Source organism: Silvimonas sp. JCM 19000 (genome assembly GCF_054652575.1).
In genome coordinates, this window is record NZ_BAAIHC010000001.1 from 496,122 (window position 1) to 516,651 (window position 20,530).

16 protein-coding genes are annotated in these 20,530 nt (G+C 58.5%); 6 read left to right on the forward strand and 10 right to left on the reverse strand.

What is annotated here, in order from left to right; all coding sequences use genetic code 11:
- Positions 1-9: 9 nt before the first annotated feature.
- The 5 genes from ACYQ1A_RS02150 to ACYQ1A_RS02170 all read right to left on the reverse strand — a co-directional run bounded on the left by ACYQ1A_RS02150 (position 10) and on the right by ACYQ1A_RS02170 (position 5,494).
- Positions 10-354 (reverse strand): winged helix-turn-helix domain-containing protein, encoded by a 345-nt coding sequence (locus ACYQ1A_RS02150; protein ID WP_062221779.1) that lies wholly within the window; start codon positions 352-354, stop codon positions 10-12.
- Positions 355-454: 100 nt separating this feature from the next.
- Entirely contained in the window at positions 455-1,024 is a 570-nt protein-coding gene (locus ACYQ1A_RS02155) for a BPSL1445 family SYLF domain-containing lipoprotein (RefSeq protein ID WP_499359827.1), read from the reverse strand.
- A 67-nt stretch (positions 1,025-1,091) separates the two neighbouring features.
- Positions 1,092-1,421, reverse strand: a complete 330-nt coding sequence (locus tag ACYQ1A_RS02160; protein WP_499359829.1) for a hypothetical protein — start codon at positions 1,419-1,421, stop codon at positions 1,092-1,094.
- An 84-nt stretch (positions 1,422-1,505) separates the two neighbouring features.
- Positions 1,506-3,161, reverse strand: coding sequence for an arylsulfatase (locus ACYQ1A_RS02165; protein ID WP_499359832.1), 1,656 nt, complete (start codon positions 3,159-3,161; stop codon positions 1,506-1,508).
- Positions 3,162-3,529: 368 nt separating this feature from the next.
- Positions 3,530-5,494: an alkyl/aryl-sulfatase gene (locus ACYQ1A_RS02170; protein ID WP_499359834.1), complete on the reverse strand. Its 1,965-nt coding sequence runs from the start codon at positions 5,492-5,494 to the stop codon at positions 3,530-3,532.
- 363 nt (positions 5,495-5,857) lie between these two features.
- Here ACYQ1A_RS02170 and ACYQ1A_RS02175 point away from each other — a divergent pair, with 363 nt between their 5' ends.
- Positions 5,858-6,769 carry a hypothetical protein gene (locus ACYQ1A_RS02175; protein ID WP_499359836.1) on the forward strand — a complete coding sequence of 304 codons (912 nt, stop codon included), beginning with the start codon at positions 5,858-5,860 and terminating at the stop codon, positions 6,767-6,769.
- A gap of 32 nt (positions 6,770-6,801) precedes the next feature.
- Entirely contained in the window at positions 6,802-8,025 is a 1,224-nt protein-coding gene (locus ACYQ1A_RS02180; RefSeq protein WP_499359837.1) for a hypothetical protein, read from the forward strand.
- A gap of 55 nt (positions 8,026-8,080) precedes the next feature.
- On the opposite strand, the gene ACYQ1A_RS02185 is transcribed toward ACYQ1A_RS02180, so the two are convergent.
- Complete coding sequence (locus ACYQ1A_RS02185) at positions 8,081-9,499, reverse strand: DUF2252 domain-containing protein (protein WP_499359839.1); 1,419 nt, start codon at positions 9,497-9,499, stop codon at positions 8,081-8,083.
- A gap of 206 nt (positions 9,500-9,705) precedes the next feature.
- Between ACYQ1A_RS02185 and ACYQ1A_RS02190 the strand changes: the two genes are divergently transcribed.
- Together ACYQ1A_RS02190 and ACYQ1A_RS02195 are read left to right on the forward strand one after the other, a co-directional pair.
- A complete protein-coding gene (locus tag ACYQ1A_RS02190) occupies positions 9,706-9,873 on the forward strand; it encodes a hypothetical protein (RefSeq protein ID WP_499359841.1) in 168 nt (55 codons plus the stop codon).
- 93 nt (positions 9,874-9,966) lie between these two features.
- Positions 9,967-10,734 carry a bestrophin-like domain gene (locus tag ACYQ1A_RS02195; RefSeq protein WP_499359843.1) on the forward strand — a complete coding sequence of 256 codons (768 nt, stop codon included), beginning with the start codon at positions 9,967-9,969 and terminating at the stop codon, positions 10,732-10,734.
- A gap of 300 nt (positions 10,735-11,034) precedes the next feature.
- Here the strand turns inward: ACYQ1A_RS02195 and ACYQ1A_RS02200 are convergent, their stop codons facing one another.
- Together ACYQ1A_RS02200 and ACYQ1A_RS02205 are read right to left on the reverse strand one after the other, a co-directional pair.
- Positions 11,035-11,622 carry a TMEM175 family protein gene (locus tag ACYQ1A_RS02200; protein ID WP_499359845.1) on the reverse strand — a complete coding sequence of 196 codons (588 nt, stop codon included), beginning with the start codon at positions 11,620-11,622 and terminating at the stop codon, positions 11,035-11,037.
- Positions 11,623-11,748: 126 nt separating this feature from the next.
- A complete protein-coding gene (locus ACYQ1A_RS02205; protein WP_062221801.1) occupies positions 11,749-12,258 on the reverse strand; it encodes a GNAT family N-acetyltransferase in 510 nt (169 codons plus the stop codon).
- A 303-nt stretch (positions 12,259-12,561) separates the two neighbouring features.
- Between ACYQ1A_RS02205 and adhE the strand changes: the two genes are divergently transcribed.
- Both adhE and ACYQ1A_RS02215 read left to right on the forward strand, forming a co-directional pair.
- Positions 12,562-15,228: a bifunctional acetaldehyde-CoA/alcohol dehydrogenase gene (gene adhE, locus ACYQ1A_RS02210; RefSeq protein WP_499359848.1), complete on the forward strand. Its 2,667-nt coding sequence runs from the start codon at positions 12,562-12,564 to the stop codon at positions 15,226-15,228.
- 126 nt (positions 15,229-15,354) lie between these two features.
- Entirely contained in the window at positions 15,355-16,260 is a 906-nt protein-coding gene (locus tag ACYQ1A_RS02215; protein WP_499359850.1) for a DMT family transporter, read from the forward strand.
- Between the two features lie 35 nt (positions 16,261-16,295).
- On the opposite strand, the gene ACYQ1A_RS02220 is transcribed toward ACYQ1A_RS02215, so the two are convergent.
- Positions 16,296-18,320, reverse strand: a complete 2,025-nt coding sequence (locus ACYQ1A_RS02220; protein ID WP_499359852.1) for a DUF6600 domain-containing protein — start codon at positions 18,318-18,320, stop codon at positions 16,296-16,298.
- Positions 18,321-18,612: 292 nt separating this feature from the next.
- On the reverse strand, positions 18,613-20,529 hold the full coding sequence (locus ACYQ1A_RS02225; protein ID WP_499359854.1) for an ATP-binding cassette domain-containing protein: 1,917 nt from the start codon (positions 20,527-20,529) through the stop codon (positions 18,613-18,615).
- Between the last annotated feature and the right edge of the window lies 1 nt (position 20,530).

Genomic DNA, 20,530 nt, shown 5'->3' on the forward strand with positions numbered 1-20,530 from the left:
CGCCGGGATCTAGCTGGAGCGAGCGTCATCGTCGGTGGCAAACCCGCTGAATACATTGCGAACCAGCAAGACCAACTCGGCCGTGCGCGGGTGGTTAATAGAGTAATAAATCCGGTTGGCATCGCGGCGGGCCACCAGCACCTGTTTTTCCCGTAATTGCGCCAGGTGTTGTGACACGTTGGACTGAGCGGATCCGATGTGCTCACTGATGTCGTGCACGTGCATTTCACCTGCAGCCAACAAGCAGACTATTTTCAGCCGGGTAGGGTGTGCCATGGCCTGAAGTGCCCGCGACGCTTGCGTGATCTGGTCGGGGTCTAATGCTTGAGCGTACGCCTCCGGTGAATCATGCATTGTTGTGCTCAACTTGCTGGAGGTTCCGTCACAACAAGAAGCTTGCGGGCGGAGGACCCCGCCCCCAGGGCAGCGTCCTCCGCCAAACGCAATCTTCCGCTTACAGATCCAGCTTGGTGACTTTGGTGCCTTCCAGATTCAGGTTAGCCATCAATCCAGCGTTGGTCAGCACAAAGCCCACCACCGGCGCGGAGACACTGCTGGTATCCACGTCGCCATTGGCGCCGATTTTGGCTAGCGCTACCGAACCATCCACGCCCGCAGTCCAGCCCTTGCTGGCAGTAAATTTGTTCAGCGCGTCTTTGGTCATAAACAAAAAGATGACTGCCTTCGATTGCGCGCCAGCCTGCAGGCCCACCGATACGGCGGCGGTGCTGTAATAACCGCTGCTGGTGCCGCCTGTGCGCAATGCGCCTTCACCGTACTCACCGCCGACGACCAGCCCGGCCGCCAGCACGCTGGGGAAGACCAGCACGCCTTGTGATTTGGCCACCAGTTCTTTTGAGCCTTTGGCCGACGCGTACAACTTGGCCAGCGCGCTATCGACGCTGGCGTCAATCGCGGAGCGCTTGTCCGCGGCACTGCCTTTGCTACCACTGGTGGTGCTGCAACCCGTTGCGGCCAGCATCGATGCGGCCAGCAACAACCCGACAAAATGGCGACGTTCCATATTAATTCTCCCGACATCGGCGAGATGTCGTTTGGTTCAGGGTTTATGTGAAGCAAGCACGGGCCGTTTAGCTGGCACCGTGAGACGGGTGGTGATGGTGGGTTAGCGTGTTGCCAGGTGCATCCGGGCTGCGGCATTGCCACAACAGCAAAGCGCCCATCGCACCCACCGCCACGCAGGCGCAAGCCGTGTAGAGCAGCTTTTCTTCCAGATCGAACATCGTGGCGATCCAGCACAGGACGACCACGGCGATCATTTCGATCGGCCACAGCACGGCTAACCAGCGCAGCGCGAAAAAATCGCCACGCGTGTTCAATTTGATGGCCACCGCCAGCGCAGGGCTCCAGAGCACCAGCAGCAACACAATAAAAAGTAATCCAGCCAGAACGATATTCATGATGGCGTCACTCCACGGTGCGGTCTGGCCTTCCCGCGCGCAATGCGGAGAAGGCCAGGCCATAGGCGACGCGGACGGTATGAACTAATTGCTGCTGCCGTTCGCTTGTTCCATCTTCTTCATGGCACCGTCGATGGCTTTTTTCATGCTTAACGTGTCTGCGCCCTGGCTAGGCGGATATTCCTGCAAGCTCTTCAGATGTTCCGCCAGATACGGCACTGCAGCGGTGGGCGCCCAAAGTTTGGTGGCGACAAATTTGCGGCCCTCGTACTGGTACTCCTCGGAGTCAGGCGTGACCTTTTCCATCGGGTCCATCAGCAGGTTCACGATATACGGCACGCTGGGGAAGGCCTTTTCGTCAAACCACGAGCCATGATGTTTAACGCCGATGTGCATTTTCCAGGCGTCTACCCGTATCGCCATCAAGTCGGTCTCGTCGTAATAAAAGATTTCGTGACGCGCGGATTTTTCGGTTTTGCCGGTCCAGTAATCCAGGTTGTTGTAGCCATCCAGGTGCACCTTGTACTTGGTGCCATTCATGGAATAACCCTTTAACAGATCCTGTTTCAGGTTCGGCAAGCCGGCGGCAGCGGCCAGCGTGGCGTACAGATCTTCGTGGCTTTGAATGCCGTTGCCTTCACGCCCGGCGGGAATATGCCCCGGCCATTCGATCAGCATCGGTACGCGTAGCCCGCCTTCCCACGTCGTGCCTTTCTCACCGCGAAACGGCGCGTAACCGCCGTCCGGAAAGAACATGAACTCATTGCCGTTATCGGTGCTGTAAATCACGATGGTGTTGTCGGCGATACCCAGATCCTTGATTTTTTGCAGAATCTTGCCGACCAGCTCGTCGTGTTCAAGCATGCGCGCTCGCACCACGTCTTCCTCAGCCCGGCCTTCGTCCACCGCCATTTGCGTGTACTTGGGATTGGGATGCGACCAGACGTGGATCGCGGTCGAGTTGTACCAGAGGAAGAACGGCTTATCGCCTTTGCCGACGCGATCCATGTACTTCAGCGTTTCATCGGTCACCTCTTGATCGATGGTTTCCATGCGTTTGCGGGTGAGGGGGCCGGTGTCGACGATCTTCTGTTTACCCACCTTGCCAAACTTGGGGTCGACCGTTGCATCGTCCGAGGTGGTGGCCCAGGTGTGCAGCACGCCCCGCGGGCCGTACTTGTCTTTGTAGGCCGGGTTTTTCTGGCCCGGATAATCAAGTTCTTCGGGCTCTTCTTCCGCATTCAGGTGATAGAGGTTGCCAAACCATTCATCAAAGCCATGCACGGTGGGCAAAAATTCGTTGCGATCGCCCAAGTGGTTTTTACCAAACTGGGCCGTGGCGTAACCCACCGATTTAAGGACTTCGGCAATCGACGGATCGCTTTTCTGGATGCCCCGGTTGGAGCCAGGAATGCCGATGGTGGTCATGCCGGTACGGATGGGCAGTTGCCCCATCACAAAGGCGGCACGACCGGCCGTACAACTGGGTTGACCGTAGTGGTCGGTAAAAATCATGCCGTTTTTGGCGATGGAGTCGATGTTAGGGGTTTGGCCCATCATGCCGTGGGTATAAGCGCCCACGTTCCACATGCCGATGTCGTCACCCCAGATCACCACGATATTGGGTTTGCGCGCCGTATTGTCCGCGGCGCTGGCTGGCGCCATCACCCCTAAGCCCACTAGCCCGACCAGCACGGCGGAGACCACCCCGCGTGCAAATTCCGGTATCAAGAACTTCACGATCTACTCTCCTTATTGGATGCCAACAGGATTGCAAAGACGTGAGGACAGCGCGCATGGCGTGGCGCGTAATCCCCTGAGCTGCTGGCATATCTAAGCCGTTACCGGCTACGGGTTTGCTTTAGGTACAGCATGAGCGAGCGTTTGCTCTCAGCGGCGCAGGGATTACAAATCGCGCGTAGAAAGTTCAATGTGAATTGAATCTAGATTCTTACGATTTCGAAAGCAAGCAATCGGATCGAGTGGTTACAAAATAAACTGACAGCGGCAGATTAAAAGCGGGTGCAGTACGCAGCCCGGTAAATTCGGGGCCGCGGACCCACCCGCGCGTTCATTTTTGAGGCACTTGCTGGCGCGCCGGCCGCCGATCAAGGCTCGGCAATCGTGAACCAGAAATCAAACTTGTCGAAGTTGCCAAGCATGTCTTTGAATTTGGCGGCGTCACCTTCAATTTTGACGTCTCCGCTCTCGGCCAGATTGCCTAATTTAAGCTTGCCCAAAGCGATGTCATCCAGCGTGCTGCGGTTTAAGGTGACGGTGCCATCCGCTTTGTCGAGCTGTTTGTCTTTGCTGTAGTTCATCACGCCGTTTTTAACCGTGAGCACGTATTTGGCATTGATGTCCGGAAAGACCAGATTGTACGAATACGCCTTGGCGCCCGCGCGCGGCCCATTCAGGTGGATGGCCAGAAAATCAAGGAACATATCGGTGGTCATGCCCTTGATGATGTCGGGTGAGCTGGTGTTTGGCGTAGCCATTTTCTTGACGCCACCACGCAATTCTTGCGCGCCGGACAGATAGAAATTGCGCGCCGGCCCAGATTCGGCCTGATAGCCCAATTGCTCCAGTGCATCCGCTTCAATATTGCGGGCGGCCTGATTTTTGGGTTCGGCAAATACCACCTTGTTGGCCACGGTGGCGGCCCAGCGGTATTCGCCTGCGGCATAGGCTTTTTTAGCCGTGGCGATCATCTTGTCAGCCCCGACCATCTCAACATATTTCTTCGCTTCTTCGGTCGGCGGCAACGGGTTGAAATTAGCCGGATTGGCATCCCAGAAGCCCAGATACAACTGGTAGGTGGCGCGGACGTTGTGCTTTAGATCGCCATAGTAGCCACGGTTGTAAAACTCTTTGGCCAGACTATCCGGCAGCACAAATTGCTCGGCAATCTCGTTCATGGTCAGGCCCTGATTGGCCATGCGCAGGGTCTGGTCATTGATGTATTTGTAGAGATCTCGCTGTTTTTCCAGATGCTCTACCACGTGCTCATTACCCCATTGCGGCCAGTGGTGGCTACCAAATGAGACCACTGCATCTTTACCCCACAAATCTATGGTTTGATCGAGCGTGCTGGCCCATTTCTGCGCACTGCGTACTTTGGCGCCACGTAACGTCAGGATGTTGTGCAGCGTGTGATTGGCGTCTTCCGCCAGGTCTATGGCCTTGAATTGCGGAAAATAAAACAGCATTTCGGCCGGCGCCTCGGTGCCCGGCGCCATCTGGAATACGACATCCACGCCATCTACGTTAAGCGTCTCACCGGTTTTCTCGATCAGCTTGCTCGGTTCAAACAGCGTGATCGTCCCTGCCGCCGTGGTCAGCCCAAGGCCGCCGCCCACATTGCCTTCCGGATTTTTGGGCAGCAGGTTGCCATACATATACGACGCGCGTCGGCTCATCACGTTGCCGGCAAACACGTTTTCGCTGACCGCTTCTTCCATAAAGCCTTCCGGCGCAATCACCGGCACCTTGCCCGCCTTGACATCTTTTTCATCGACGATGGCGCGGATACCGGCAAAGTGATCGACATGCGAATGCGTAAAGATCACGCCAGACACCGGCAGCTTCTCGACCTTGCTATTCACCAGATCCAGTGCGGCCTTGGCGGTCTCGGTCGAGGTCAACGGATCAACCACCACCCAACCGGTTTTGCCGCGGATAAACGTCATATTGGCCAGGTCAATATTGCGCACCTGGTAAATTCCATCTACCACTTTGAACAGGCCCCGAATGGCGAGCAATTGCGATTGGCGCCATAAGCTGGGATTAACCGATTCGGGGGCAGGGCCCTGCTTTTTAAGAAAGTCATACGCGGAAAGATCAATGACGGTATTGCCACTGGCGCCCTTGATCAGCGGGCTGGGCAAATCAGCGATAAAGCCGTGGCGGGCGTCGTCAAAATCCTGAGTGTTTGAAAAAGGCAAATATTGCGCTACGGCGTCGTTGGCTTTGCGCGTCGCGTCGGTCGGCGGGTTGGGGCCGGCAGCAAATGTCTGGGCCCATAACAGCGCAGATAACACGGCGAGCGAGATTTTTTTAGGTGCGGCGGTCATCACAATTCTCCACATGGTTTTCGGCAATCTCATGACGACGGAACCCCAAAACACGTCAGAAAAAAGACAGCTATAGTGATTTCACCGTCAAGTATCGTAAACCTTAGCCTATAAAATTTGTACGTGCCTGACCTACAAGCCAGCCCATTTGTACACGGCAATCGAGGGGGCAACGCCCACCTACTCAGACGGTTTTGATCACGCCCACGCCGCGCGCGTGGTTTTGCAGGACTGAGCCATGCATGCGCTTCCCAACCTATTGCAGCGTCGGACGCTCGTTATCGAAACCGCCGTTGTTTGCCAGAGCATCGCAGCATGAGGGGACGTTTCAACTTTGGGTCGCGGTGGCTTGCCGCAGCGTGCGTGTATGGCATCGTGGGCCACGTTTACGCTGAACCCGGCAACTTCCGCGTACAAAATCGCGACTTGCAGCGCACCGCCAACGGCGTGGTGGCGCTGATCGGTTACGCCGTCGTGCCCGACGTCACCACGAGTTCGCTCTCGATCAAGGACGGCGCATCCGGCAACCCGGGACTCTGGTCCACGCAACTGGGTGGCGGCGATTCAATCAGCAAATCGTTTCCTCTGTACCTCGAAGGCCTGATCGCTTACACACGCTACGATCCCACCTTTGTGGCCACCGATGGCGTACAGGATCGCAGCTTGCCCCTGCGCTGGAATACCGTGAATGCCAGTGGCGGTATCGGCTGGGATTTTCCGCTGACCGACAAGCTGAAACTGCGACCGATTTTTAATATCGCGCTAGGCAAAGTGGCCAGCGATGTGCGCGCGGCGGGCTGGGTCATCGATCGCAAGACCAACCGGGACCTGGAGTTTGTCGATGGTGGCACGCTGAATGCGTATGGGCTCGGCGGCTCGATCATGCTGGATTACGAGGACTACACCCCCGAGCGAGAAATCGATATGGAACTGCGCTATTCCAATATTGATTTACGCAGTTATGGAGGATCGGATGATGCGGTCACCGGTAGCGCTGATTCGCAAAGTCTGGGCTTGTGGTATCGCTACCGCGCCCCGACGGGGCTGACTGCCCTGGACCGTCCGGTGCGCTATGTGCTTGAGCTGGCGCATACCGAATACATCGGCCAGTTGCGCGGCGCGTTGGGGTTTAACTACCTGACCTCGATCGGCGTCGGCATGGAACTGGATTCAAGCAAATATCACGTGGTAATCACCCGTACCCGGCTGGTGGCGCGTTATCTGTTTGGCAATCACGTGTCGGGGGTTTCATTGGGCCTGGCGGTCAGTTTTTGAAACGCTGCGCTCGCTAACAAGGCAGAAACATCATGACGTTGGCAGCAACGGATGCAGACGGACTGGGCGCTCCTTATCCCGATCTGGCGGATGTCGAATTGTCACTGGTGCGCGATGACGCCGCGTATCGCGTGCAGCGCCAGATCGGCTTGATACCGGCCACCGGCATGGGCGTGCGCCGACGCGCCTTCATCTTTGCCATGGTGGCGTGGTTGCCCTTGATGCTGTGGGCCGCCGCAACGGGCCAGCCGTGGAGTTACACGCATGAGGACGGCGTGTTGGCGCACTTTGGCGTGCACGTGCGCTGCCTGGTGGCGATTCCGCTGTTTGTGGTGGCCGAACATATTGCGCAGAGCCTGATGCCGCCGGTGTTCCGCTATTTCGTCAAATCGGGCCTGGTGCCGTTGCAGGATTTGCCGGCATTCAGCGAAATGCTGGCCGGCGTGGTGCGGCTGCGGGACAACGTACTGCCTTGGGTGTTGATACTGGGGCTGGTATTAGCCACCGCCACGGCGGGTGCCATATTCCATCAATACATCGACATGGGTTGGCCCGGCGCGACCAGCGAAGCAGGGCTGAACTTTGGCGCGTGGTGGCTGGTGCTGGTGGTGCGCCCGCTGTTTACCATGCTGTTGCTGGCCTGGCTGTGGCGCGCGCTGATGGTGTTGCTGCTGTTTGCCAGGCTGGCGCGGTTTCCGCTCAAACTGGTGCCCACCCATCCTGATCATCGCGCCGGGCTGGCGTTTTTGCAGCGACTGGCGCTGATTTTCAGCCCGGTGACGTTTGCCATTTCGGCGGTCATTGCCGCCTCGTTTGCGCACGAAGTGGTCTACCACAACGTGGCGGTCGGCAGCATTAAAGGCGAGATGCTGACGACTGCAATACTGGTGTCGGCGGTGTTCATCATTCCGTTTTTGCCGATGGCCTTGTTGCTGGCCAAATCGCGTCGCCTGGCCATCCGTGAATACGGCATTCTGGTGTCGCGGCACAACCGGCTGGTGCATCGGCGCTGGATTAACGGCGAGGACATCACGGCAGAGATCGGCAGTCCCGACTTGCTGGATGCGCCAGAGCTGGGCCCGGTGGCCGATGTGCAGACGCTGTATGACGCCGTGCGGCAAATGCGCAAATCCGTGCTGGGCAAGCAAGGATTTGCCGCGATCATTTTGCCAACGTGCATTCCGTTGCTGGTGGTGATGTCGCTGCAATTGCCGATCAAGGACGTGCTGGCAAAAGTGTTGAAAGCGTTGGTCTGAACCATGGATGCCGCCGCGCACCGGCAAGCTTCTTTTGCCGGCGCGCAGCGTGGCGTTAGACCGAGAAATCCGCCGCGTAATCGGCGTCGGTGCGGGCTTTTAATTTGCCACTGCGGCAGGCTTGGGCAAACACCTGGTAATCGCGTTCGACCTGGTCGGCGTAGTCGGTCGAATAGCGGGCGAGGGCGGCGGCAAAGCGGTCGCTTTCGCCGATATAGCCGCTAATTTCCGGGGCCAGGCCGCTGGCCCGCGCGTGCGCCCGCGCCAATACCCAGCCGCAAATCCGGCCGTAGCCTTGCAGACGCGTGGCATCCATCAACTCCACCTCGGCCGAGACCTTCATATCGCGCAACTGGCGCACAAAAAAGTGCCGCCCGGATGGCCCGGTCGACCAGCCCAGAAACAGATCGCTGGAAGCCTGCATCAGGCGTTGGCCCTCGACCACGCGCCGACCTTCATGCTGAAAACCACTGCGTTCTTTAACAAACTTTGCCAGTACAGAAGGGCGCGCCTCTTTGATTTGCAAGAATAGCGGCTGATGCTGACTATCCATCATCAAGGCAATCAAGCAACGCGTACCGACACTGCCCACACCCACCACCTTGAAGGCAACGTCTTGCACGGTAAATCGCTCCAGCAATTTGCGATGGCTGCCGGACAAGGTGCCCAGATATTCTTTGCGCAAACGCTCCAGCAAGGCCTCGCCGCTGCCCAGCACCATCCAGTCGTCGTCGGCATCAAACAGCGTGGTATTGCCGTGGATATGAAACACGGCAGGCGGCGTATCGCGGATTTTCCAGGCACCGTCAGCCTGGCCCGCCAGCTTGGGCAGCAACTCGGCCGAAGTGCGCTTGCCTGCTTTTTCGATGCCGCTGCGTACCATTTTTTTGCCGGTGTCCGTGCGCGCACTTTCAACCAGCCGCTCAAACGTAATGCGCTCGTACCAGATATCGAGCACGCCCATTTGCGCATATTTGGCCATGTTTTCTTGATAGCTGACGGCGGCTTCAAACGCGGCTTCTCGCGCATTGCGCTCGCCATGGCCCAAGTGCCGTGCGGCGACGGCAAGACTGGCCGTGAGCCGTTTTAAATCCCATTCCCATGGGCCGGGATGGGTTTCATCAAAGTCATTCAAATCGAAGATCAGATTGCGCTCGGGCGTGGCAAAGCCGCCAAAGTTGGATAGATGCGCATCGCCGCAAATCTGCAAATGCAATTGGCTATCCGGCGTACCCGCCAGATCGTGCGCCTGGATAATGGCGCTGCCGCGATAAAACGTAAACGGTGAAACCAGCATGCGCGCATAACGCAGCGGCACCAGTTTTTCCACTCGACCTTCACTATTGCTTTTAAGCAGTTCAATCACGTCACGCCGCGTGTTGCCGGTATGGGTGTGGCTGGATCGTTTGATGGTTTGCCGAATTGAACGACCGAATTCAAAACGATCAAGTACCGGCGAAGTATCGCTAAGCATGGCGTTTAACCTTTTGATTTTGAAAAGAGGCGTTCTCGGTATAGGCGTAGCCACGCTACTGCGCCAGTAGCAATTGCTTTGGGCGTTAACAGCCTCGCGACGCGAAGAGGGCGCTCGCGCTGGCATCTACCTATCGTCTTGTCTGCGGCATTTTTATGACTAAAGTTAAAGCGCAAACCGCACCCAATCTGACTGGAGCACACCCCATGAAATATCTGATCGCCGCCGCTGTCGCTTTCTGCTTTGCAGGCGTTTCGTTTGCCGATGAAATGCCGGAGAAGGCCACCCCGGACTCCGTTCAAAAAACGCAAAAACAGCGCACCAAACACAAGAAAACCAAAACGCCGGCCGCTTCGGCTGCAGCCAGCAATTAATTGCATCGCCATGCACCGGGTTCTTGACGGGCCTGGTGCCATTACGCCGATTACCTTCCGGAATTTCCAGATCACTCAAGCTGTGAACAGGCCATGACTACGCTCATCGATCATCCGATTGTGTTCTTTGTTGTGGCACTCCTGGCCATGATGCTGACCGCATTTATTGGCGAACGCTTTTCGCGCCGCGCCAGACTGGCGGACGAAGACGCCCGCACTGACTTTGGTACGGTGCAATCCGCGTCATTGACTTTGCTCGCCTTGATTATTGGATTCAGTTTATCGATGGCGGTGGGGCGTTATGACCAGCGCAAGAATTATGAAGAAGAAGAGGCCAATGCCATCGGTACGGAATACATCCGCGCTGATTTATTGTCTGCCCCGCAAGCCGAGCAAATGCGCACTGCGCTAAAGCAATATCTGCAGCAACGCATTCTGTTTTATACCGAGCGCGACGACGCAGCGCTTGCCGGCATCGATCAGCAAACGGCCAGACTGCAAGACGCGATCTGGCAAGCCGCGCGTGAAGGCGTCAAATCCGGTCCCAACCCGGTGTCCGCGCTCGCAGTGGCGGGCGCCAACGACGTCATCAACACCCAAGGCTATACGCAAGCCGCATGGTGGAATCGCATCCCCCGTGCCGCGTGGGCATTGATGATTTTGCTGGGCTTGTTTTGCAGCTTTCTGGTGGGCTACGGCGCACGTGGCAGCAAGGCCAAAGGCTGGCTGCTGGCCGTGATGCCGTTGACGGTGGCGTTGTCATTTATGCTGATCGCCGATATCGATAGTCCTCGCGCGGGGATTATCCGGGTGGTGCCGCAGAATCTGCATAGCCTGGCAGCTTCGCTGCACACCTCGTAACAACTCCCGAGCATCGCCATCCCCAGGCGTCCATGGGGTCTTAGTGAACCCGACGCAGGGCAGGCATCCCGGTAAAGGGCCGACACCAATCCGCAGACCCGGCGGCTTAATCCAAACCGTGCAAAGCCGAGTGCCATTCCGATAGCTGGGCGGATAGCTGCGAACGAAATGTCTATCGGAACATCCTTAACTTTACATAATATACATTATAGGTAGTTATACGCATCTTGATCAGGCCAGTGCATCCCGAGCCTGGCCTCCATGTTGCCAGGCAACTGCCCGCCGCATAAGGCACAACATTCACGCTGCGTTGTGTTCTTCCAGGATTTTCTCAATCCGACGGTCCGGCACCAGCCACCAGGCTGCCGCGCCGACGTAACACAGCACCGATCCCAGCGGCCAGAAAAACGCCAGCACGATGCCGCAAACATAAATCCCTACCGAAACTTTGCCTTTGACGTCACAACGCACTGCGCGGGCCAGGGTGGATTGTTGGCCATGCACGCGGATCAAGACCTGGGTCAGGATGAAATAGGCGATCGCGCACATGGCCAGCACAAAACCATAGCTGGCCAGCGGCCATGCCGCCATTTCGCTTTCATCCACCCAGCGCGTTACTGCGGGCAACAGCGACAGCCAGAATAGCAAATGTAGATTGGCCCACAGCACAGCGCCGGTGACGGTTTTGGCGGTGTGGAACAGATGGTGATGGTTATTCCAGTAAATGCCGACATACATAAAGCTCAGCACATAGGCCAGAAACACCGGAATTAGCGAGCGCAGTGCCGCCAGGTCGAAGCCATGTGGCGAGTGCAGTTCCAGCACCATGATCGTAATGATGATGGCAATTACGCCATCGCTGAATGCTTCCAGTCTGCCTTTACCCATGTATGCGTCAGTCCAATGCGGTTTTATAAGAATGGGAGCCTAGCGCAGGCGCGCCGTGTTCTGCATGGCCCAGGCGGCAGAGAGCAAGGCGCATTCCCGGGCGGCGTGCCCCTTGCCGTAGTGAATTCAGATCAGCGAGCTGCGCCGTTCCAGCAGCACCACATTCAGCCAGCGGCCGTGCAACTGCCCTAGCCTTTCGCGCACGCCAACCACCCTGAAACCCGCATTGGCGTGCAGGCGCAGGCTGGCGGCGTTGGATTCGAATATGCCGGCCTGCAACGTCCACAGGCCCTGGTTTTCCGATTCGGTAACCAGCGCATCCAGCAAGCGCCGGCCCAGCCCCAGCCCACGCGCCGCGGCCGCTATATAGATACTCACAATCGCCACGCCACGATAAACATGCCGCCCGGAATATGGGGACAACGCCGCCCAACCTTGCAGCACACCGTCGTGCTCGATAACCAGGCGACAGCATGGCAAATGCGATTGCTCAAAGGCGTCCCAGCCTGGCGTGGCCGTTTCAAAAGTGGCGCTACCCGCATCGATGCCCTCGCGGTAGATGGCTTCGACGGCGGGCCAGTCCTGCGCGTGCATGGCGCGGATCCGGATCTGGGCGGCAGTGACGGGCTGGCTCATGGGCGGGGTCCTGATGGCGGAAATGGAGCGATTTTGCGATAGCGCGCCGTTATACGGCAATGCGATCAAAAAATGTAGCTCGGCTTACACCTGCTACATGCCATTGGTCTTGAGGCAGATCAACATTAAACATCAATTCGTAAGCTACCTTGCCAGTCAACCCCGCGCTGAATGTCGGACACCGCTGGCGGCGGAAAGAAAATGCCACTATTCAACAGCTTACGCCGCCAATAGTTGGCAGATGCCAACAGCATAAATCTCGATAATTCAAGGCAATCACTTTTCAAGTCTCAGGAGCTCATCATGGCCGTAACAAATGTTCAGGAACTCGACCTACTGGTTGCCCGGGTCAAGAAGGCGCAACAAGTGTTCGCCACCTACACCCAGGAGCAGGTTGACGAGATTTTCCGCTGTGCTGCGCTGGCTGCTGCCGACGCACGCATCCCGCTGGCACGCATGGCCGTTACCGAAACCGGCATGGGCGTGCTTGAAGACAAAGTGATCAAAAACCACTTCGCCTCCGAATATATCTACAACGCCTACAAAGACGAGAAAACCTGCGGTGTGCTCGAAGTCGATGCCGCTTTTGGCACCATGACCATCGCCGAACCGATCGGCATTATCTGCGGCATTGTGCCGACCACCAATCCCACCTCAACCGCCATTTTCAAGGCGTTGATTTCGCTTAAAACCCGTAACGGCATCATTTTCAGCCCACATCCGCGTGCACGTAAATCCACCAACGAAGCCGCCCGTATTGTGCTTGAGGCTGCGGTCGCCGCTGGCGCGCCCAAAGACATCATCGGCTGGATTGATGCGCCGTCGGTTGAGCTGTCCAACGCGCTGATGCATCACAAAGACACCAACCTGATTCTGGCTACCGGTGGCCCCGGCATGGTGAAAGCCGCTTATTCCTCGGGCAAGCCAGCCATTGGCGTTGGTGCGGGCAATACGCCGGTGGTGGTGGATGAAACCGCCGATATCAAGCGTATGGTCGCGTCTATCCTGATGTCCAAAACCTTTGATAACGGCGTGGTTTGTGCGTCCGAACAATCGGTCATCATCGTTGATGAAGTTTACGAGCAAGCCAAAGACCGCTTTGTGCGCAGCGGTGGTTATGTACTGAACAAGAAAGAAACCGAAGCCGTCCGCAAGGTCATTCTTGTTAACGGTGGCCTCAACGCCAATATCGTCGGCCAATCCGCCGCACGCATTGCCGAAATGGCCGGCATCAGCGTGCCGTCGTACACCAAAGTGCTGATTGGTGAAGTCTCCAGCGTGGGCGAAGAAGAAGCGTTTGCGCATGAAAAACTGTCGCCCACGCTGGCCATGTATCGCGCCAAAGATTTTCACGACGCGGTCGATAAAGCGGTGGCCCTGGTCGCCCTTGGCGGCATTGGCCACACCTCGGCGTTGTATACCAATCAGGACATGCAGGACGAACGCATCGCCTACTTTGGCGACAAGATGAAAACCGCGCGGATCCTGATCAATACGCCGTCGTCGCAAGGCGGGATTGGTGACTTGTATAACTTCAAGCTGGCACCGTCGCTGACCTTGGGTTGCGGTTCGTGGGGCGGTAACTCGATTTCGGAAAACGTGGGGCCCAAGCACTTGATCAACAAGAAAACCGTGGCCAAACGCGCCGAAAACATGCTGTGGCACAAACTGCCGAAGAACATTTATTTCCGTCGGGGTTGCCTGCCGTTTGCCTTGCGCGATCTGGAAGGAAAAAAACGCGCGTCCATCGTCACCGGCAGCTATCTGTTCAATAACGGTTATTGCGATGAAACCATCAAGATCCTGAAACAGATGGGCATGGAAGTAGAAGTGTTTTACGAAGTCGAAGCGGATCCGACGCTGGAAGTGGTGCGCAAAGGCGTGCATGCGCTCAACGTGTTCAAGCCCGACGTGATTGTTGCGCTGGGCGGCGGCAGCCCGATGGATGCGGCCAAGATCATGTGGGTGATGTACGAGCACCCCGAAGTCCACTTTGAGGACCTGGCACTGCGCTTTATGGATATCCGTAAACGCATTTACAAGTTCCCCAAGATGGGCATCAAGGCCGAGCTGGTTGCCATCCCGACCACGTCGGGCACGGGTTCAGAAGTGACGCCGTTTGCGGTGGTGACCGATGAAAAAACCGGCACCAAATACCCGATCGCCGATTACGAGCTGACGCCGAACATGGCCATTATCGATGCCGATCTGGTCATGGATATGCCCAAATCGCTGACGGCCTTTGGCGGTATCGATGCCGTAACCCACGCGCTGGAAGCTTATGTTTCGGTCATGGCCAACGAGTACTCCGATCCGCAAGCGTTGCAGGCGTTGACCTTGCTCAAGGCCTATCTGCCCTCTTCCTACGCCAACGGCGCCAACGATCCGCGTGCTCGCGAGCAAGTGCACAATGCCGCCACGATTGCCGGTGTGGCCTTTGCCAATGCCTTCCTTGGGGTTTGCCACTCGATGGCGCACAAGCTGGGTGCCGAGTTCCATCTGGCACACGGCCTGGCCAATGCGCTGTTGATTACCAACGTGATCCGCTACAACGCGGTGGATATTCCGACCAAGCAAACGGCGTTCAGCCAGTATGACCGCCCGCAAGCCAAGTGCCGTTATGCCGATATCGCCGAGCATCTGGGCCTGCCGGGTAAAGATGACGACGAGAAAGTAGAAGCGCTGATCGCCTGGGTGAATGAGTTGAAAAACACGCTCGGCATTCCTGCTTCGATTCAGGCCGCTGGCGTGCCGGAAGCCTTGTTCCTGGCCAAGCTGGATGAAGTCGCCGAAGAAGCTTTCGATGACCAGTGTACTGGCGCCAACCCGCGCTATCCGCTGATCTCTGAGCTGAAGCAGATCCTGCTCGACAGCTACTACGGCCGCACTTACGTAGAAAGCTATGAGCGCGAGCAAGTCGAAGCGGTGGTTGCCAAAGCGCAAGCGGCGGCCAAAGCGGCAGCCAAATAAGTCCTTGCGCTGCCGACTTCAACGCAATACAAAACGCCCCGGATGCTTCGGGGCGTTTTTTTTGGTGGCTCTCGCGGCCGGGATGCCAGTAGCATGCTGCGCTTTAGTCTCCCGCCTGCCCGCCGCATGAAGCCTGTGTCATCTTCAGCCCACGCCGTGCAATCCGGCTTCGCCCCGTTCGCGCCCATGCTGTTTGTGCTGCTCTGGAGTAGCGGGTTTATTGCCGCCAAATTGGGCCTGCGCTATATCGCGCCCTTCCATTTTCTGGCCCTGCGCTTTGCGCTGGTGCTGTTGATTCTGTTGCCGCTGGCACCGTTATTCAAAGTGCGTTGGCCGCGCGGACGCTTGCTGCTCCACGCCGGCATCGCGGGCTTGCTGACGCAAACGCTGTACTTTATCGGCGTCTTTACCGCGCTGGGGGTGGGGATGTCGGCGGGCACGATGGCCTTGATTGCCGGCTTGCAGCCCATCGTGGTGAGCGTATTGGCGGCGCGCTGGCTGCCCGAACAACGCAGTGCGCGGCAATGGGGCAGCTTGTTGCTGGCTTTGCTCGGCGTGATTCTGGTGGTGGGCAACAAGCTGGGCAGCGGGGTCTTGAGCCTGGGCGGCGTGCTGGCCGCAGTGACGGCCTTATGCTCGATCAGCGCGGGCACGGTTTATCAGAAACGCTTTTGCGCCTCGGTCGATTTGCTGGCGGCTTCGGCAATTCAGTGCGCAGTGTCGCTGGCAGTGATTGCACCGCTGGCCTGGGCGACCGAAGCGGCGCATTTTGATCCGCATCCTGCGTTCTGGCTGGCCTTGGCATGGCTGGTGCTGGTGGTGTCGATTGGTGCGATCGGCATTTTGTTATGGCTGCTGCGCCATGGGGAGGCAGGCAAGGTCGCCAGTTTGTTCTTTCTGGTTCCGCCCGCCACCACCCTTATGGCGTGGCTCGTCTTTGCCGAACCGCTTACCGTGCCGATGCTGGGCGGCACCGCGCTGGCCGTTATCGGCGTGTGGCTAGCGGCAAAGACACCGTCCGCCCGCGCCTGAGCGCCCCGCACCTCTCTGACAAGCGCAAGCGCCGATCATTCGGCCTTGCGCTTTTCTTCGTGCGCGTGATGCTCGGCGTGCGGGTGCGCTTCTGCGTTTTGTGGACGCGTTTCCGCTGGCAGTCGTTGTTGCACCGGCTGTGCTTGTGGCCGTTGCGGTTGTTGCTGCGCGGGTGCGGGCGCCGGTCGGGCAGGCTCTGCCGGGCGCTGCATGCGGTTGGATTGCGGCGCCGGTTGCGCGTTGGGCTGCGGTTGCACGTTGGCGGGCGGGCGCGGCGCTTCTGGCGCGTGCGGATGCGGGCCGCCTTGATGCGCGCGAATCGGCGGCTGCACTTCAGATTGCCCATCCAGCGTTTGCGGTTGCCCCTGACGCACCGGTTGGCCCGGTCGGAAAGCCGGATTGCTCTGGCCCGATTGCAGCGGCGGGCGCGGCACGGTGGCGGGCGCAGCCTGCGCAGCGGGTTGCTGCTGGGGTTGTTGTTGCGGTTGTTGTTGCGGTTCTTGCGGCCGTGGCGCGTTAGCACGCGGCTCGGGTTGGGCCCGTTCCGGCGGCCGTGCTTGCAGCCCCCGCTGCGGCGGTTCTGCAATCGCCTGGGGCGCGGTGCCACCACGCGGCGCTTCGACACGCGGCGCTGCGCCGGGTGGCGGGGCTTGTACCGTACGCGGAGCTTGCGGTGCCGGACGCGATACCACCACGGGCGGCGGATTATGGGCCACCCCAGGCATCGGTGCAGGACGGCCGCCGCGCATCGCATCATTCCCCGGTCGAATTTGTGGCGCCGGCCCAAAGCGTGCGCCATTCAGATCCCGTAACGGCACCGCGTGATAGCCTCCTGGCTGCGGCCTTCCTTGGGCAAACGTCGCTGCGGTAGCGCTCGAAATCGCATTCGGGATATTGCTGTTGATATACACCGGCTGATTGATGTTCTGATTCAGCACCGTGTGCTGGTAAACGATGTTGCGGTTGGCATTGGCGATATAACGCGGACTGGCGGCATAGGCCGGGCGCCAGTGTTCGCCCGGTGCCAGCGGGAGCCACGCCACGCCGGGGCCATGTGGATCAGGACGGCCATGCACCGGTGAATGCCCGCTAAACGCCACCAGCGCGGGTGCATAAACCGGGCGCACCACGCGCGGCCCGGGCACCCAGCACCAGCGGCTATGCCAGTAGGCCCAACGGCCGTAATGGAATGGCGCAAAGCCCCACGGCGCATCATCGACCCAGGTCCAGCCCCAAGGGTTGACCCACATCCAACTGCCGTAGCGATACGGTGCCCAGCCGGCAGCCACCGTCGTGGGCACCCACACCGCACCGTAATCAGGGGTGTCTTGCCAGGTGCCGTTGCTGTCCAGCGCCTCATAGCCGGTCAGCTCACGCGAGACATAACGCGCCGAGGTCGACGCCTCTTCGCGTTGGTCGCGTTGCTCGGCCCACTGATCAAACCCGTCGAGCGGCGGACGCGATTCAACCGCCTGTTGCGCCAGATCCTGGCCGATATAGATCACGCGGTCGCCCGCGCGCAGCCGATAGCTATTGCTGGCGGCACCCACCGCCGTGCCGCTGCCCTGCCACACGGTCACGCGCGTAGTTTGATGCGCGGGGTCGACATCGATGCGATAGCTACCCGGCTCTTCAATCACAAAGGCCAGATCGGGCGTGGCGACCTCGACGTGTTGACCTTCGTAGATGGCGCGCACGCGCAATTGCGCGCTGCCCTGGTTAAGCCGCAGTTGTAGCGCCTGGTCGTTCAAAGCAAGAAAGGCGGCACTGGTCTCAGCACCCAGACGAATCGCGGTCGAACCCACATGCAGTTCAGCGCGTGCGTTCTGATCAACCCAAAGCTGGTCACCCGCCGTCATGGGACGATTCAGCGGCGCATAGGCCCAGTCAGCGCTGCCCGAAGGCGCAAACGTGACCGAGCCTTGCACTTCATTCAGCCGCGCCACTTCGGCCGGTGGGTCATCCGCCCTTGCCGTCGGGGCAAGCGCAAACAGCACGCTACTGACCAGCAGCAGGCGACGTAGAAAAGGTCCGGACTTTGTAGATGTAGTTTTTGGCATAAGGCACCTCATGCAGTGGATGCTATGCCTATTAAACGCCCGCTTCTGTCGTGCGGTAGATGACAAAAGCGTAAGCGATGTCACCGCAATGTGACGAAATGTGCGACAACGTATCGCCCTCACGCGTGGGGTGGGTCTGGACCCACCACCCAAAGCCATCGGCCAGGATTGCTGCACTTAGCCCATCGATACGGCTGGGGATTTCAAATCGCTACGCCAAGCCGCGGAGAAATCTGCATTGCGTGCTTCTCCGCGGCTCTGGATGGTGGGTCTAGACCCACCCTATGCGGCGTTAGCCGTTCGCGGCGGTTTGCAGTGCTTCGAGTTCGTCGCTGATTTCCAGCCACGCCAGTTCCAGCTCATCGATCTGTGCCTTCACTTCGGTTTCGCGTTTTAGCGCGTTCTGCAGATCGTTTTTACGTTCCGGCAAATAGATGGTTTCTTCCGCCAGCGTGGCCGCCCATCTGGCGTGCTCGGCCTGCAATGGGGCCATCTGTTTTTCCAGTTTGGCCAGCTTCTGTTCCAGCGGTTTGCGCGCAGTGGCCAGCTTCTGCCGCGCTTCGGCCTGCGCGCGTTTCTGTGCTTTGCGGTCAGCAAAGCCATCTGATTCGCGCAGTGCCGTCGCTTGCTCGCTGCGCTTTTCCTGGCTGTAGCGCGTGTAATCGTCCAGATCGCCATCAAACGGGCGCACGCTGCCGCTTTCGATCAGCCAGAAGTCATCCACGCTGGCGCGCAGCAGATGTCGATCGTGCGACACCAGGATAATGGCGCCTTCAAAGTCTTGCAGCGCCTGGGTCAGCGCCTGGCGCATTTCGATATCCAAGTGGTTGGTCGGCTCATCCAGCAGCAATAGATTGGGCTTTTGCCAGATCAGCAAAGCCAGAGCCAGACGGGCTTTTTCGCCGCCCGAGAACGGGGCCACCGGCGCCGAGGCCATATCACCATGGAAATCAAAGCCGCCGAGGAAGTTGCGGAATTCCTGCTCGCGCGTCATCGGGTCGATCTTTTGCATATGCCACAGCGGCGATTCATCCAGCCGCAGCGCATCCACCTGATGCTGGGCGAAGTAGCCTATCTTCAGCCCCTTGCCTTCCACGCGTTCGCCGGCCAGCGGTGCATTCTCGGCCGCCAGCATTTTGATCAGCGTGGATTTACCCGCACCATTGACCCCGAGCAAACCAATTCGTGCCGATTTTTCCAGGCTCAGATTGAGGCCTTGCAGAATTGGCGATTCAATCGCGTAACCCGCCGCGGCATTTTCAATCCGCAACAAAGGGTTGGGTGTGGAAACCGGCTCGCGAAAGCTGAAGTGGAACGGCGAATCAATATGCGCCGCTGCAATCACTTCCATACGTTCCAGCGTCTTGACCCGGCTCTGTGCCTGGCGTGCTTTGGAGGCTTTTGCCTTGAAGCGATCGACAAACGACTGCAGATGCGCAATTTCGCGCTGCTGTTTTTCAAACGCCTGCTGCTGCTGCGCCAGCTTTTGCGCGCGCTGGTTTTCAAAGTCGGCATAGGTGCCGGTGTAATGCGTGGCCTGCGCGTTTTCCACGTGCAGGATGCCGTTGATGGTGGCATCCAGAAAATCGCGATCATGCGAGATGACCAGCAGCATGCCGGGATAAGTGCGCAGCCAGTCTTCCAGCCAGACCACGGTTTCGAGGTCCAGATGGTTGGTCGGCTCATCCAGCAGCAGCAGGTCAGAGCGGCACATCAGCGCCTGCGCCAGGTTCAATCGCATACGCCAACCACCGGAGAAATCCGAAACCGGCTTCTGCATTTCGGCCTGGGAGAAGCCCAAGCCTGCCAGCAAACGTGAGCCACGCGCCTGGGCGGTGTAACCGTCGATGGCGTCGAGCCTGGCCAGCCATTCGCCGTGCAACATGCCGTCGCCATCGTCCGAACCATGCAGATCCAGTTGCCGCTGGATTTCGCGTAATTCGGTGTCGCCATCGAGCACATATTCCAGTGCACTGATAGGCAGCGAGGGCGTTTCCTGGGCCACGTGGCCGATGCGCAAACGCGGCGGCAATTCCACGTCGCCGGCATCGGGATGCAGTTCACCGCGCAGCAGCGCAAAAAAGCTGGATTTACCAGCGCCATTGGCGCCAACGACGCCAACCTTGCTACCGGGATAAAGCGTCAGATCAACGCGATCGAGCAAAACTTTGGTGCCACGGCGCAGCGTGAGGGATTTAAGTCGAATCATG

What these genes read in the sequence shown, in the direction of transcription:
- ACYQ1A_RS02150 (WP_062221779.1), bottom strand. Translation starts at nt 354, where the DNA reads ATGCATGATTCACCGGAGGCGTACGCTCAAGCATTAGACCCCGACCAG.
- ACYQ1A_RS02155 (WP_499359827.1), bottom strand. Translation starts at nt 1,024, where the DNA reads ATGGAACGTCGCCATTTTGTCGGGTTGTTGCTGGCCGCATCGATGCTG.
- ACYQ1A_RS02160 (WP_499359829.1), bottom strand. Translation starts at nt 1,421, where the DNA reads ATGAATATCGTTCTGGCTGGATTACTTTTTATTGTGTTGCTGCTGGTG.
- ACYQ1A_RS02170 (WP_499359834.1), bottom strand. Translation starts at nt 5,494, where the DNA reads ATGACCGCCGCACCTAAAAAAATCTCGCTCGCCGTGTTATCTGCGCTG.
- ACYQ1A_RS02180 (WP_499359837.1), top strand. Translation starts at nt 6,802, where the DNA reads ATGACGTTGGCAGCAACGGATGCAGACGGACTGGGCGCTCCTTATCCC.
- ACYQ1A_RS02185 (WP_499359839.1), bottom strand. Translation starts at nt 9,499, where the DNA reads ATGCTTAGCGATACTTCGCCGGTACTTGATCGTTTTGAATTCGGTCGT.
- ACYQ1A_RS02190 (WP_499359841.1), top strand. Translation starts at nt 9,706, where the DNA reads ATGAAATATCTGATCGCCGCCGCTGTCGCTTTCTGCTTTGCAGGCGTT.
- ACYQ1A_RS02195 (WP_499359843.1), top strand. Translation starts at nt 9,967, where the DNA reads ATGACTACGCTCATCGATCATCCGATTGTGTTCTTTGTTGTGGCACTC.
- ACYQ1A_RS02200 (WP_499359845.1), bottom strand. Translation starts at nt 11,622, where the DNA reads ATGGGTAAAGGCAGACTGGAAGCATTCAGCGATGGCGTAATTGCCATC.
- ACYQ1A_RS02205 (WP_062221801.1), bottom strand. Translation starts at nt 12,258, where the DNA reads ATGAGCCAGCCCGTCACTGCCGCCCAGATCCGGATCCGCGCCATGCAC.
- adhE (WP_499359848.1), top strand. Translation starts at nt 12,562, where the DNA reads ATGGCCGTAACAAATGTTCAGGAACTCGACCTACTGGTTGCCCGGGTC.
- ACYQ1A_RS02215 (WP_499359850.1), top strand. Translation starts at nt 15,355, where the DNA reads ATGAAGCCTGTGTCATCTTCAGCCCACGCCGTGCAATCCGGCTTCGCC.
- ACYQ1A_RS02220 (WP_499359852.1), bottom strand. Translation starts at nt 18,320, where the DNA reads ATGCCAAAAACTACATCTACAAAGTCCGGACCTTTTCTACGTCGCCTG.
- ACYQ1A_RS02225 (WP_499359854.1), bottom strand. Translation starts at nt 20,529, where the DNA reads ATGATTCGACTTAAATCCCTCACGCTGCGCCGTGGCACCAAAGTTTTG.